12 protein-coding genes and 1 pseudogene are annotated in these 12700 nt (G+C 72.3%); 4 read left to right on the forward strand and 9 right to left on the reverse strand.

Annotated elements, in window-relative coordinates; all coding sequences use genetic code 11:
- Positions 1 to 18: 18 nt before the first annotated feature.
- On the reverse strand, positions 19 to 1041 hold the full coding sequence (gene hrcA, locus OXR63_RS15425; protein WP_267424658.1) for a heat-inducible transcriptional repressor HrcA: 1023 nt from the start codon (positions 1039 to 1041) through the stop codon (positions 19 to 21).
- A 108-nt stretch (positions 1042 to 1149) separates the two neighbouring features.
- On the opposite strand from hrcA, the gene OXR63_RS15430 reads away from it, so the two are divergent.
- Positions 1150 to 1608 (forward strand): DUF4870 domain-containing protein, encoded by a 459-nt coding sequence (locus OXR63_RS15430; RefSeq protein ID WP_267424659.1) that lies wholly within the window; start codon positions 1150 to 1152, stop codon positions 1606 to 1608.
- Here the strand turns inward: OXR63_RS15430 and hemW are convergent.
- On the reverse strand, positions 1605 to 2837 hold the full coding sequence (hemW, locus tag OXR63_RS15435; protein WP_267424660.1) for a radical SAM family heme chaperone HemW: 1233 nt from the start codon (positions 2835 to 2837) through the stop codon (positions 1605 to 1607). The genes OXR63_RS15430 and hemW overlap by 4 nt on opposite strands.
- On the opposite strand from hemW, the gene OXR63_RS15440 reads away from it, so the two are divergent.
- Positions 2836 to 3564, forward strand: a complete 729-nt coding sequence (locus OXR63_RS15440) for an HAD family hydrolase (protein WP_267424662.1) — start codon at positions 2836 to 2838, stop codon at positions 3562 to 3564. The two genes, hemW and OXR63_RS15440, sit on opposite strands and share 2 nt — an antisense overlap.
- 35 nt (positions 3565 to 3599) lie before the next feature.
- Here the strand turns inward: OXR63_RS15440 and OXR63_RS15445 are convergent, their stop codons facing one another.
- Positions 3600 to 4247, reverse strand: a complete 648-nt coding sequence (locus tag OXR63_RS15445; protein ID WP_267424664.1) for a DUF1990 family protein — start codon at positions 4245 to 4247, stop codon at positions 3600 to 3602.
- A gap of 132 nt (positions 4248 to 4379) precedes the next feature.
- Between OXR63_RS15445 and OXR63_RS15450 the strand changes: the two genes are divergently transcribed.
- Positions 4380 to 4859: a hypothetical protein gene (locus tag OXR63_RS15450; RefSeq protein ID WP_267424665.1), complete on the forward strand. Its 480-nt coding sequence runs from the start codon at positions 4380 to 4382 to the stop codon at positions 4857 to 4859.
- A gap of 3 nt (positions 4860 to 4862) precedes the next feature.
- Here the strand turns inward: OXR63_RS15450 and lepA are convergent, their stop codons facing one another.
- Together lepA and OXR63_RS15460 are read right to left on the reverse strand one after the other, a co-directional pair.
- Positions 4863 to 6710, reverse strand: coding sequence for a translation elongation factor 4 (gene lepA / locus OXR63_RS15455; RefSeq protein WP_267424666.1), 1848 nt, complete (start codon positions 6708 to 6710; stop codon positions 4863 to 4865).
- Between the two features lie 281 nt (positions 6711 to 6991).
- Positions 6992 to 8158 (reverse strand): pyridoxal phosphate-dependent aminotransferase, encoded by a 1167-nt coding sequence (locus tag OXR63_RS15460; protein WP_267424667.1) that lies wholly within the window; start codon positions 8156 to 8158, stop codon positions 6992 to 6994.
- Positions 8159 to 8384: 226 nt separating this feature from the next.
- Here OXR63_RS15460 and rpsT point away from each other — a divergent pair, with 226 nt between their 5' ends.
- Positions 8385 to 8645 carry a 30S ribosomal protein S20 gene (gene rpsT / locus OXR63_RS15465; protein ID WP_071276041.1) on the forward strand — a complete coding sequence of 87 codons (261 nt, stop codon included), beginning with the start codon at positions 8385 to 8387 and terminating at the stop codon, positions 8643 to 8645.
- 79 nt (positions 8646 to 8724) lie between these two features.
- Here the strand turns inward: rpsT and holA are convergent, their stop codons facing one another.
- The 4 genes and pseudogenes from holA to OXR63_RS15480 form a co-directional block, all read right to left on the reverse strand.
- Entirely contained in the window at positions 8725 to 9744 is a 1020-nt protein-coding gene (gene holA, locus OXR63_RS15470; RefSeq protein WP_267424670.1) for a DNA polymerase III subunit delta, read from the reverse strand.
- Between the two features lie 670 nt (positions 9745 to 10414).
- Positions 10415 to 11485: pseudogene (locus tag OXR63_RS18570) on the reverse strand (ComEC/Rec2 family competence protein); the annotation flags it as partial.
- Positions 11467 to 12186: a hypothetical protein gene (locus tag OXR63_RS15475; protein WP_267424672.1), complete on the reverse strand. Its 720-nt coding sequence runs from the start codon at positions 12184 to 12186 to the stop codon at positions 11467 to 11469. The gene OXR63_RS15475 and the pseudogene OXR63_RS18570, both read right to left, overlap by 19 nt.
- Positions 12183 to 12700, reverse strand: a 518-nt coding sequence (locus tag OXR63_RS15480) for a helix-hairpin-helix domain-containing protein (protein WP_267424673.1), incomplete at its 5' end; no start/stop codon positions are given. The genes OXR63_RS15475 and OXR63_RS15480, both read right to left, overlap by 4 nt.

The raw sequence follows: 12700 nt of genomic DNA on the forward strand, positions 1-12700 counted from the left end.
GTCGGATGATGGGGGTCGTCAATTCTCGCCGAGGAGCCTGGAGAGGTACCGGGCGACTGCCCGCACCGCCGCCATGTTCGAGCCGTAGTCCATGCGCGTGGGTCCGAGGACGCCCAGCCGGGCGACCTCTCCACCGGCGGCGACGTACCCGCCGGCCACGATGCTCGTCGCGTCGAGGCCGTACTCCGCGTTCTCGACGCCGATGCGCGCCGTCACGGAGACGTCGTCCAGCTGCATCTCCCCGAACAACCGGAGCAGGGTCACCTGTTCCTCGATGGCTTCGAGCACGGGGAAGAGCCCGCCGGAGAAGTCCTGCTCGCTCTTGGCGAGGTTGGCGGCACCGGCCATGAGCAGGCGGTCCTGCCGGTTGGCAGCGACCTGCTCGATGAGCGTCGCGACGACCACGCCCGCCAGGGTCTGCGAGTCGGGGCGGATCTGCGCGGGGATCGCCCGCAGCGCGGTGGGGACGTCCTGCAGCGGGAGCCCGACGGTCGCGCCGTTGAGCACCGACCGCAGTTCGACCAGGGCGGACTCGTGGAGCCGGACGTCGGTCTCCACCACGCGCTGCTCGACCCTGGCGGTGTCGGTGATGAGCACGACCATCAGACGGGTGTCGCCGAGACGGACGAGTTCGACGTGCTGTACCCGGGCGCGCACCATCGACGGGTACTGCACCAGGGCGACCTGGTTGGTCAGCTGACTGAGCAGCCGGACGGTGCGACTGAGGACGTCGTCGAGGTCGTTGGACGCCCCGAGGAAGGTCTCGATGGCGTGCCGTTGCGCACTCGAGAGCGGACGGGCCGCAGCGAGGTGGTCGACGAAGACGCGGTAGCCCTTGTCCGTCGGCACCCGGCCGGACGAGGTGTGCGGGGCGATGATGAGCTGCTCGTCCTCGAGCAGCGCCATGTCGTTGCGGATCGTCGCGGCGCTGACCCCGAAGGCGTGCCGGTCGACGATGGACTTCGACCCGACGGGCTCGCGTGACGAGACGTAGTCGCGCACGATGGCCTTGAGGACCTCGAGGGAACGTTCACTGACCACCGGGACCCCTTCCACGCGTGCTGGCACTCGGACGTGTCGAGTGCTGATCCTACGCCTGCACACCGACACGCTCGGACTTCTCCGGGGGCCGGTCGCTACGCTGCCGCCATGAGCTACGGACACGAGCAGGACGGCGCCACAGGCCCCGGACAGCCCCGCCCCGGCGACTACGCCCACCAGCCCCATCCGCAGGGCTTCGGCCAGCAGCCCGGCGGCCCGCAGTACCAGCCGCCGCAGCCGCTGACGCCCGAGGACCAGCGCCTCTGGGCGACGCTCACCCACATCGGCGGGATCTTCTTCAGCTTCGTCGCACCACTCGTCGCTTACTTCGTGCTCCGCGACCGCGGTGGCTTCGTCCGCGAGCACACCCGGGTGTCGCTGAACTTCTTCATCACGATGGCGATCGCGGACGTGATCGGCGTCGTCACGAGCTGGCTCGGCATCGGCCTCCTGGTGCTCCTGGCCGTCCGGGTCGTCTCGATCGTGTTCGCGATCATGGCCGCCGTGGCCGCCAACCAGGGGCGCTTCTACCGCTACCCGCTGTCGATCGAGTTCGTGAAGGCCTAGTCGAGCAGCTCGCGGACCACCGCGTCTGCGAGCAGCCGACCTTGCAGCGTCAGGTCGAGGCGCCCCGGCGCCCCGGGGCGGCCGAGGGCACTGCGGCCGTCCACGAGACCGCGCGCGATGAGCCCGGCGACCCGGCCACGGGCCTCCTGGCGGAGTTCCTGGGTGCTGAGCTCCCCACGGACGCGCGCGGCGAGCAACACGCGCTCGACGTAGCGGGTCTCGTCGTCGAGCGTCTCGCGACCGGCGGCCGGGGACACGTCCTGGAGCACGCGGCCCGCGTACGCGGCCGGGTGCTTGACGTTCCACCAGCGGGTGCCGGCGACGCTGGAGTGGGCGCCGGGGCCGACCCCCCACCAGTCGTGGCCCTTCCAGTAGGACAGGTTGTGCCGGCTGACGTGCTCGTCGCCGCGCGCCCAGTTCGAGACCTCGTACCAGCGGTAGCCGGCGTCGCCGAGCACCCGGTCCGCGAGCTCGTACATGTCGGCGGCGAGGTCGTCGTCGGGGGCGGGCAGCTCGCCGCGGGACACCGCACGGCCCATGGCGGTGCCGTCCTCGACGATGAGCGAGTAGGCGGACACGTGGTCGGGCTCGCAGGCGAGCGCGGCGTCGAGCGAGGTGCGCCAGTCGTCGAGCGACTCCCCCGGCGTCGAGTAGATGAGGTCGAGTGAGACGTCGAGGCCGAGCTGCTTCGCGAGGTCGACGACGACCGGCACACGCTCCGGGTCGTGGGTGCGGTCGAGCGTCGCGAGCACGTGCGGCACCGCCGACTGCATGCCGAAGCTCATCCGGTTGAACCCGCCGGCACGGAGCGTCTCGAGCGAGGCCGCGTCGACGGAGTCCGGGTTGGCCTCGGTCGTGACCTCGGCGCCCGGCAGGATGCCCCACGTGTCGTCGATGGCCCGGAGGATCATCACGAGGTCGCTCGCCGGCAGCATCGTCGGGGTGCCGCCGCCGAAGAACACGGTGGACACCGGACGCCGGGGCACACCGGAGCGGTCCAGGACCTCGGCCGCCCAGGCGATCTCGCGGACCGCGTGGCCGGCGTAGTCGTCCCGCCGCACGCCGCGGAGCTCGGACGCCGTGTACGTGTTGAAGTCGCAGTAGCCGCACCGCACGCGGCAGAAGGGCACGTGCACGTAGACACCGAACGGGACGTCACCCGCTCCGGACGCCGGCGTGAGCAGGCCGTCCGCGGGAGCCGGGTCAGCGATCGGGAGAGCACTCGGCATGGACTCCATTCTCCGCCATGATGGAGCCATGGAGCACCACTCGGTCCCGACCACGGTGCTGTGGGACATCGACGGCACGCTCGTCCGGAACGCCACCTCCCCCGGCAACCTGTACCACCTGGCGCTCGAGCGAGCGACGGGCCGTGACCTCCCCCTGCTCGTCGGCCACCAGCACGGGCGCACCGACGCCGGCATCATCGCCGAGCACGTCCGCGCCCACGACCTCGCCGTCGACGTCATCCCGACCGTGACGGCGCACCTCCGCGACCTGTCGGAGGAACGGCACCGTGCCGGCGAGCACCGGACGGCCGCACCAGGAGCGCTCGCCCTGGTCACCCGCTTCGCGGCACTCGGGTGGCGGAACGGCCTGCTCACCGGCAACTCTGCGTACCGCGCCCGCGTGAAGCTCTCCGGTGCCGGGTTCGACGTGGACGCCTTCTACTGGGACCACTCGTACTTCGGGGACGAGGAGGTCGAGCGCGCCGGCGTCACCGCCCTCGCCGCGGCAGCCCTCGCAGGCACGCGCGCGGTCATCGTCGGCGACACCCCGCGGGACGGCGAAGCGGCCGACGCCGTGGGCATCCCGTTCCTGGCCGTCGCGACGGGCGTCTACGACGTCGAGGCACTCCGACACACGAACGCGGTGGCGATCGCACGGGACTGCGTCGTCGACGCCGCCCTCATCGAGGACGCGATCGCCGCGCTGCCCCCGCTGCGCCACGAGTAGCGAGCGGCCAGCCGCCGGCCAGCGCCGTCAGGTGATCAGTCGCCGCGCAGCGCCGCCAGGTACTTCTCGGCCATCACGCGCTGCTGCCGGCGGAGCAGCGGCGCGACGAGGCGCCACTTCGCACTGGCCGGCTGCGAGAACTGGCGGACCTGCAGCCACACGGAGCCGTCCGCGGTGCGCTCCACGACGAAGGACTCCTCGCCCGAGAGCGGGTGGCCCTCGAGCGTGCCGTACGCGAAGCCCTTGCGGTCGGGCTCGTCGATGATCGACACGACGCGGACCGGCGCCTGCACCGACCGGCCGAACGCGTGCATCGTCAGCACGGCCGTCGTGCCGGCGGTCACGAGCGGGGTGCCGTCCGGCGCGAAGTGCTCCACCCGCGGCGTCCCGATGGAGGCCGGCGCGATCGGCACGCCCTGCTCGTCGAAGGTCACGGGGTTGTAGCGGACGTCGTCGTCGTCGGGCGCGTCGTCGACCCGGACGCCCATCCCGCTGCGTTCCTGGATCTGCCACGTCAGGGCCTGTGTCACCGCGGTGTCGAACCGCTGGTCGCCGTGGCCGATGCGGGCCCGGGACTCGGCCGGGGTGAAGCCCTCCGGCGGGTAGGTCATGAGGTCCGGCGCCTGTGTCGCACCGACCGCTCCGTACGTCAGGGCGGTCAGGTACCCTCCGCGGCTGCTCATCCCGCCATCGTACTGGGCCGGACCGACGGGCCGGACCGCGCGGGGCCACCTGGGGAGACCGACGGCCGGTTCCGGACAGACGCCCCGAACGGGAGGCTGCAAGTCGTTGCGTGTGCATCTACCGTTGGGCGCGTGCCCCGCTCCAGTGCCCTCCCCCGTCGGTCGGTCGACCGACGCACGCGGGTGGCTGGGACCGCGACGCTCGTGTGCTTCGCCGTGGCCGTCGCGGCGCGGGTCCTCGTCGACACCTCCGACGCGGGCTTCGACGCGCCCGCCCGGTACGCCACCGTGGCGCCGAGCGGCTGGACGGCCTTCGACACCGTGAACGTGGTCGCCGTGGCGGGCGCCAGCCTGGCCGGCGCTGCCGTCCTGCTCTTCGGCGCGACGCTCGTGTCCGCCGTGCTCCACCACCCGGGGCGCCGGCTGCCGCTCGTCATCGGGGCGGTCACCCTCGCGATGGTGCTCGGCGCCGTCGTCACCGGGGTGGTCGCGAGCGGCCGGACCGACTTCACCGTCGTGACGGAGCTCGAGCTGCTGCGGACCGCACTGGCAGGACTGGCCGTGGCGAGCCTCCCGGCCGTGGTCCTGGGCGCGATCCGCGCCCGCAGCTGACCCCTACTTCTTCTTCTCTTCGACGTCCCCGGAGAGCGCGGCGATGAAGGCCTCCTGAGGGACCTCGACCCGGCCGATCGTCTTCATGCGCTTCTTGCCCTCCTTCTGCTTCTCGAGGAGCTTGCGCTTGCGGGTGATGTCACCGCCGTAGCACTTCGCGAGGACGTCCTTGCGCATCGCGCGGATGCTCTCGCGGGCGATGATCCGCGCGCCGATGGCCGCCTGGATCGGGACCTCGAACTGCTGGCGCGGGATGAGCTTGCGGAGCCGCTCGGTCATCAGCGTGCCGTAGGCGTACGCCTTGTCGCGGTGCACGATCGCGCTGAAGGCGTCGACCTGGTCGCCCTGCAGCAGGATGTCGACCTTGACGAGGTCGGCGGCCTGGTCACCGACGGGCTCGTAGTCGAGGCTGGCGTAGCCCTGCGTCTTGCTCTTGAGCTGGTCGAAGAAGTCGAAGACGATCTCGCCGAGGGGCATCTGGTAGCGGATCTCGACGCGGTCCTCGCCGAGGTACTCCATGCCGAGCAGGGAGCCACGGCGCTGCTGGCACAGCTCCATGATCGCGCCGACGTAGTCCTTCGGTGCGAGGATCGCGGCGCGGACCATCGGCTCGCGGACCTCGATGATCCGCCCGGTCGGGAACTCGGAGGGGTTCGTGACCTCGGTGACGGTGTTGTCCTCGTTCGTGACCTCGTAGATCACGCTCGGTGCCGTGGTGATGAGGTCGAGGTCGAACTCGCGGGACAGGCGCTCGGTGATGATCTCGAGGTGCAGCAGGCCGAGGAAGCCGCAGCGGAACCCGAAGCCGAGCGCGACCGAGGTCTCCGGCTCGTAGACGAGCGCGGCGTCGGAGAGCTTGAGCTTGTCGAGCGCTTCGCGGAGGTCCGGGTAGTCCGAGCCGTCGATCGGGTACAGGCCCGAGAACACCATCGGCTTCGGGTCCGTGTAGCCGGGCAGGGCCTCGGTCGCCGGCCGCTGGGCACTCGTGACGGTGTCGCCGACCTTGGACAGGCGGACGTCCTTCACGCCGGTGATGAGGTAGCCGACCTCGCCGACGGACAGGCCCTTCGTCGGGATCGGCTCCGGGCTCGACACCCCGATCTCGAGGATCTCGTGCGTCGACTTGGTCGACATCATCTGGACCTTCTCGCGCGGGGCGATCGAGCCGTCGATCATGCGGATGTACGTCACGACACCGCGGTAGCTGTCGTAGACCGAGTCGAAGATCATCGCGCGGGGCGCGGCGTCCACCGTGCCGACCGGGGCGGGGACCGTCCGGACGACCAGGTCGAGGAGCTCCGGCACGCCGACACCGGTCTTGCCGGAGACGCGGAGGACGTCCTCGGGCTTGCCGCCGATGAGCTGCGCGAGCTCGGCCGCGTACTTGTCGGGGTCGGCGGCGGGCAGGTCGATCTTGTTGAGGACCGGGATGATCTGCAGGTCGTTCTCGAGCGCCAGGTAGAGGTTCGCGAGCGTCTGGGCCTCGATGCCCTGGGCGGCGTCGACGAGCAGGATGGCGCCCTCGCACGCGGCGAGCGACCGGGAGACCTCGTACGAGAAGTCGACGTGCCCGGGCGTGTCGATCATGTTCAGCGCGTAGGTCTGGCCGTCGAGCTCCCACGGCATGCGGACGGCCTGCGACTTGATCGTGATGCCGCGCTCACGCTCGATGTCCATGCGGTCGAGGTACTGGGCGCGCATGGCACGGTCCTCGACGATGCCGGTGATCGAGAGCATGCGGTCGGCCAGCGTCGACTTGCCGTGGTCGATGTGCGCGATGATGCAGAAGTTGCGGATCGCGTCGGCCGGAGTCGCGGCGGGCTCGAGCGGAGCGGATGCTTGTGGGCTCACGGTTCCTCAGGTGGGTCGGACGGTCAGGAGATTGTCCCACGGTTGCGTCGCGGCAGCGCGCGGGCGCGGCTGGGCGGCGCTCGGTGGCCGGCGCGTGGCGCTCGGTGGCGCTCGGTGGCCGGCGCGTGGTGCGAGCCGGCGGGTGGTGCGAGGTTGACCACCCCGTGCAGCCTCGTGTGCCGGCACGGGGCGACCAAGCTCGCACCAGGCGGAGGAGCGCGCACCGTGCGAGGCGTGGCGGGGCCGAGCCGAGCCTCCCGGGCGGGTCCGACCCGACCCACTCAGACCGTCGCGTGCACCGGGGCCGGCAGCGCGCCGAGGCCGCGCCGGAGGTCCTCCGGGGTCGCCGCCAGGCAGACGCGGATCCAGCCCTCGCCCGTCCGGCCGAACGCGCTGCCTGGCGCCACGGCGACCCGCTCGCGCTGCAGGAAGGCGAGCGCCCACGCTGCCACGTCCCCCTGGGACGCGTGCGCGACGTCGATCCACAGGTAGAACGAGCCGTCGGGGGCGTTGTACCGGATGCCGGCGGCGTCGAGGACCTCGGTCGCGACCTCGAGGTTGGCGCGGTAGTGCTCGCGGGCGTCGCGCACGGCGGAGTGGTCCCCCACGATCGCCGCGAGGGCCGCGTACTGGTCGGGCTCGGCGACGCAGCTGATCATCGACTCCTGCACGGTGCGCATCGTCGGGCCGAGGCCCTTCGGCGTCACGAGGTAGCCGACCCGCACACCGGTCATCGCGTACGTCTTGCTCAGCGAGAAGGCGGTGAACACGCGGTCGTCCTCGTCGAGGGCGGCCAGGCTGACGTGGCGGGTGCCGTAGGTGAAGTACTCGTAGACCTCGTCGCTGATCACCCAGAGGTCGTGCTCCTTCGCGAACGCCAGGATCCGCCGGAGGGTCGCCTCGCCGAACACCGTGCCGAGGGGGTTCGACGGCGAGTTCACCACGATCGCCCTGGTGCGCTCGGTGACGCTCGCCGCGAGGGCGTCGAGGTCCGGCTCGAACCCGTGCTCCGGCCCCAGGCGGTAGGGCACCGGGGTCGCACCGATGATGTGGGCATTCATCGTGAACGTCGTGTACCCGGGGTCGGGCACGAGCAGCTCGTCCCCTGGGCTGAGTACCAGGGTCATCGCCTGGAACAGGGCCTGCGTCGCCCCGATCGTCATCCAGATCTGCTCGAGGTCGGCCTCGATGCGGTTCTCCCGGCGGAGCTTCTCCTGCACGGCCAGGCGCAGTGGGGTGATGCCGCCGTTCGGCGTGTACCCGGTGCGGTCCTCGGTCCAGGCGCGTCGGGCCGCGTCCCCGATGTGCGTGGCCACCGGGACGTCCGGTTCGCCGATGACGAGCATGGTGACGTCCACGCCGTCCGCCTGGAGCAGGGCGGCCTGCTCGAAGACGCGGCGGATGCCGGAGGCGGGGACGGTGTCGATCCGAGGTGCGAGGGACGGCATGCTCGACACGGTAACGCCAGCGTGTTTCCGGGCGGTGACACGGGCGTGATTCCGCGCGGTCTCGCGGAAGAGGGGCGTGTCGCGCGCGTTGATCCCCACCCCCGACCCTGGTAATGTTGCTTGCTGGCTTACGCGTTCCGTCGCCCACGGGTGGAACGCGATGCGACCAAGGGCCCCTCTACCCAGCGGTCGCGACCACCCGTCCGAGACGAAGCAGGAGCAACACATGGCGAACATCAAGTCGCAGATGAAGCGCATCAAGACCAACCTCAAGGCCACCGAGCGCAACAAGGCCTACAAGTCCGAGCTGAAGACGTTCATCCGTCACACCAACGAGGCCATCGTCGCCGGCGACAAGGAGAAGGCCACCGCCGCTCTCGCCGTCGCGTCGAAGAAGCTCGACAAGGCCGTGAGCAAGGGCGTCATCCACAAGAACCAGGCCGCGAACCGCAAGTCGGCCATCGCGAAGAAGGTCAGCGCGCTCTGAGCGTCTGATCCTCTCGAAGGCCCCTCACCGTTCCGGTGTGGGGCCTTCGTCGTTCCTGGGCCGGGAGGCTCGGCTCGGCTCAGCGGGGTTCGCCGCGTCGGGCGATGGTGCGGACCATGACCTCGAGCGCGTAGTGGGCGTCGCGTGAGCCGCCCTTCACCGCGGTGTCGGCCTCGGCGATGCTGATGATCGCGTTCGCGAGCCCGGACTCGCTCCACCCGGCGACGTCGCGCTGGGCACGCTGCACCTGCCACGGCGCCATGCCGAGTGCGGACGCGGCCTGACCGCTGGAGCCCCGGAAGGCGCTGACCTTCGCCATGGTGCGGATCTTGCTCGCGAACGCGGCGACGATCGGCACGGGGGCCTCGCCCGTCGCCAGGGCGTGCCGCAGTTCGACGATCGCCGGAGCGGAGCGACCGGCCAGGGCGATGTCCGCGACCTTGAACGCGTTCGTCTCGACGCGGCCGCCGTAGTACTTGTCGACGACCCGGTCGGTGATCTCCTGGGCCTCGTCCGCCAGCAGTTGCCGGCACGCCGCCGCCAGCTCGGCGAGGTCGTCGGCGAACGCGGCGACGAGCGTGCGCACGGCCGACGGCGCGATCTTCCGCCGGGCGGCGCGGAACTCGGCGTTCACGAAGTCGATGCGGTCGGTCTCCCGCTTGAGCTCGTCGCACAGGACCTCGATCCCCCCGCCGACACCGCTGCGGATCGTGTCGAGGAGCTTCTTGCCGCGGACACCGCCGCCGTGCCGCAGCACCAGGGTGACGTCGTCGGCCGGGTTGCCCAGGTACGAGATCGTCTCCGTGATGAAGGCGTCGGTGCACTTCTCGACGTTGGTGACCCGGACGAGCCGCGGTTCGCCGAACAGGGACGGGCTGGCGAGCGTGGACAGCAGGCCGGGCGCGTACTGATCGGCTTCGAGGTCGTGGACCTCGAGCGCGGGGTCCTCGCCGACGAGCAGGTCGCGGAGCATGCCGGTCGCACGCTCGGCGAGGAAGGTCTCGGGGCCGGTCACGAGGACGACGGGTGCCGGTCGGATGCCCGACCACGGGACCTGGTCGATCTTCGCGCTGGCTCGAGCGGGCTTCTTGGCGGGCATGCGGTCCTTCCGACGGTGCGGGGTCGAGTCTACGGGCCGCCCCCGACGTGGGCCGTCGCCCGACGAGCCTCGGTGCATGCCCCCGAGCAGCCGGTGTCGGTTCCCCTGTCGGCGACGGTGGTGCCGCCTGCCGCTCCGTCCAGACCTCCGGGCCGGCGGCGGCACCACGGACGACGATCGTCCCCTGCTGGTCGGTGCGGAAGGGTGTCGTGCCGGCGGCGGCGAGCATCTCGAGCGCCCGCTCCGCCGGGTGCCCGTACGTGTTGTCCGCGCCGACGCCGATGAGGCCGACCGGCGCCGCGAGCTCGCGGTAGAGCGCGGGGTCCTGGTCCGCCGACCCGTGGTGTGCGACCTTCACGAGGTCGACCGGCCCGAGCACCGTGGACGCCGGGACCGACCCGCGCAGCCGTCGTTGTGCCGTGGCGTCGAGGTCGCCGAGGAACACCCCGGTCAGGCACGTCGCGCACCCCGGTGGTCGGTCCGTCCGCAGCACGATGCTCGCCTCGTTGCCGCTCGTCGGGTCCGATGCCCGCGGCCAGAGGACCCGCCACGGCACGCGCCCGAGCACCCCGTGCACGCTGTCGTCCGCGCGTCGGACGTCGACCCCCGCGGCCTCGAGCCGCCGGAGGACCCCGGTGTCCGCCGGCCGCACGGGCGGTCCGACGAGCGCCAGGTCCACGTCGCCGACGACCTCGTCCACCGCGCCGACGTGGTCCTCGTCGTAGTGGGTCAGCACGAGCAGGTCGATCCGGTCGACGCCGAGCAGGTCGAGGCACGCACGCAGCCGGGCGGGGTCGTCGCCGACGTCGATGAGCGCGGTGCTCGTGCCGTCCCGCAGGAGCACCGCGTCCCCCTGCCCGACGTCGCACATCGCCACGGACCAGTCCCGCGGCAGCCCTGCGCGGGTCAGGACCGCCGGCACGACCGTGGTCGCGAGCCCGATGACGGTCACGACCGCGGCCAGCAGCACGAACCGCGTCCGGACCCGAGCGGGCGCGAGCACCGCCGCCGCGACCGCCCCGCTGACGACCGCGGCGGACCCCACGCCCACCACTCCGGCCGGCCACGGGAGCGAGGCGACGGGGAGTCCAGCGGTCGTCTGGGCGACCACCCCGATCGCGGCAGCCGGAGCCCAGGCGACCGCCGCGACGACACCGCTGGCTGCCGGCCACAGGGGCGCCAGCACGCACGACAGCAGCCCGACGACGGTGACCACGGGGGAGAACGGCTCCGCCAGCAGGTTCGCCGGGACGGCGTACGTCGGCAGAGCGGGCGCGAGCGGGATCGTCAGCGGCCAGCACGCCACCTGCGCGGCGACCGGCACGGCCACGGCGACCGCCACCGGTGTCCAGCAGCGTCGAGCGAGCGACGCGGTCAGCGGTGGCCCGAGCACGACGATCCCCGAGGTCGCCAGCACCGAGAGGCCGAAGGCGAACGACCGCGCGAACCACGGGTCGACGACGAGCATCAGGACCGCCGCGAGCGCGATGAGGGGCACGCCCCGGACCGGACGACCCGCCAGGTGCACCACGAGCACGACGACGGCCATCACGGTCGCGCGGAGGATCGACGGGTCCGGGCGAACGAGCACGACGAACCCGACGAGCAGCACCACCGCCAGCGCCGCACGGGGGCCGCGACCGAGCCCCGCGGCACGACCGAGCAGCACCACGAGGGCGACGACCACCGCACAGTTCGAGCCCGACACCGCGGTCAGGTGGGTCAGGGCGCTGGCCTCCATCGCGGCCTCGGTCGCCGGGTCCAGACCGCTGCGGTCACCGATGGCCAACCCCCGGAGCAACGCTCCCCGGGCTGTGGCAGGTCCGCGGTCACGGTGGCGAAGGCCTGCCGCGCGTGGTCCGTCACGGCGATGAACCCGGTCGGCGGCGCGGTGTCGACGGCCCCGCGGAGGAACACCACGAACGCGGTGGCAGACCCGGCCTCGTCGGGTTCGATCGCCGCCCGCGCCGTCAGCGTCGACCCGGCCCCGAGCGTGTCCTTCCGGGAAGCGTCGTCGTCCACCGCGGGGACCATCCGCACGGGCACGTCGAGCCCCGTCGTCTGACCGGCCGCGCGCAGGGTCGCCAGGACGGAGCGGTCCGCAGCGGTGAGGTCGCGGTCGAGCACCACCGTCACGGATGTAGACCGACCAGCCAGCGCCTCGAGTGCCGCAGGCGTCCGGCGGGCGTCCCCCACGGCGACGGCGACCGCCACCAGGCAGACGAACGCCGCCGACGTCACCACGAACGCGACCACCACCCGGACGCGCTCGCCGGCCGGCCGGACCCACAGCAGGGCCGTCCCGACGAGGAGCACCCCGCCGGCGCCCGCCGCCACCGACCAGGCCACCGACGCGGACCCGACCAGCACGGCGGCGACGACCCAGGCGACCGCGACGGGCACCGCGATGCGGAGGTCGGCTCGGCCGGGCGTGACGTTCACACCCGCACCCGGTCCTGCAGCTCGGCGAAACGGCCGTCGCCGATCCCGCTGACGTCGAGCAGGTCCTCGACCGCGGAGAACCGGCCGTGCTCGTCGCGCCACGCGAGGATCCGCTGCGCCAGCCCCGGACCGATCCCGGGCAGGGTCTCGAGGGCCGCCTGGTCGGCGGTGTTGAGGTCGACGACGTCCGAGGCAGCAGACCCGCCCGACTCCGCGTCTCCGGAAGCCCCTGACCCAGCCAGAGACCCACCAGAACCGGCACCACCACCGCTGTCGGTTCCGAGCGCCTGCGGCACGTCGACCTCGCCCACCCGCGGCACGTAGAGCCGCTCCCCGTCGACGAGCGGCCGCGCCAGGTTGAGCCGAGCGAGGTCCGCGTCCCCGGACGCACCGCCCGCTGCCTCGAGCGCATCGGTGACCCGGCCGCCCCCTGGCACCGTCACCACCCCGGCGTGCGCCACGGCCCCGAGCACGTGCACGACGACCGACGGCGCGGCGGACGACGACGCCGACG

Source organism: Curtobacterium sp. GC_Cur_3 (genome assembly GCF_026544205.1).
Classification (GTDB): Bacteria; Actinomycetota; Actinomycetes; order Actinomycetales; family Microbacteriaceae; genus Curtobacterium.

What these genes read in the sequence shown, in the direction of transcription:
- OXR63_RS15445 (WP_267424664.1), bottom strand. Translation starts at nt 4,247, where the DNA reads ATGAGCAGCCGCGGAGGGTACCTGACCGCCCTGACGTACGGAGCGGTC.
- rpsT (WP_071276041.1), top strand. Translation starts at nt 8,385, where the DNA reads ATGGCGAACATCAAGTCGCAGATGAAGCGCATCAAGACCAACCTCAAG.
- holA (WP_267424670.1), bottom strand. Translation starts at nt 9,744, where the DNA reads ATGCCCGCCAAGAAGCCCGCTCGAGCCAGCGCGAAGATCGACCAGGTC.
- OXR63_RS15430 (WP_267424659.1), top strand. Translation starts at nt 1,150, where the DNA reads ATGAGCTACGGACACGAGCAGGACGGCGCCACAGGCCCCGGACAGCCC.
- hemW (WP_267424660.1), bottom strand. Translation starts at nt 2,837, where the DNA reads ATGCCGAGTGCTCTCCCGATCGCTGACCCGGCTCCCGCGGACGGCCTG.
- OXR63_RS15460 (WP_267424667.1), bottom strand. Translation starts at nt 8,158, where the DNA reads ATGCCGTCCCTCGCACCTCGGATCGACACCGTCCCCGCCTCCGGCATC.
- OXR63_RS15440 (WP_267424662.1), top strand. Translation starts at nt 2,836, where the DNA reads ATGGACTCCATTCTCCGCCATGATGGAGCCATGGAGCACCACTCGGTC.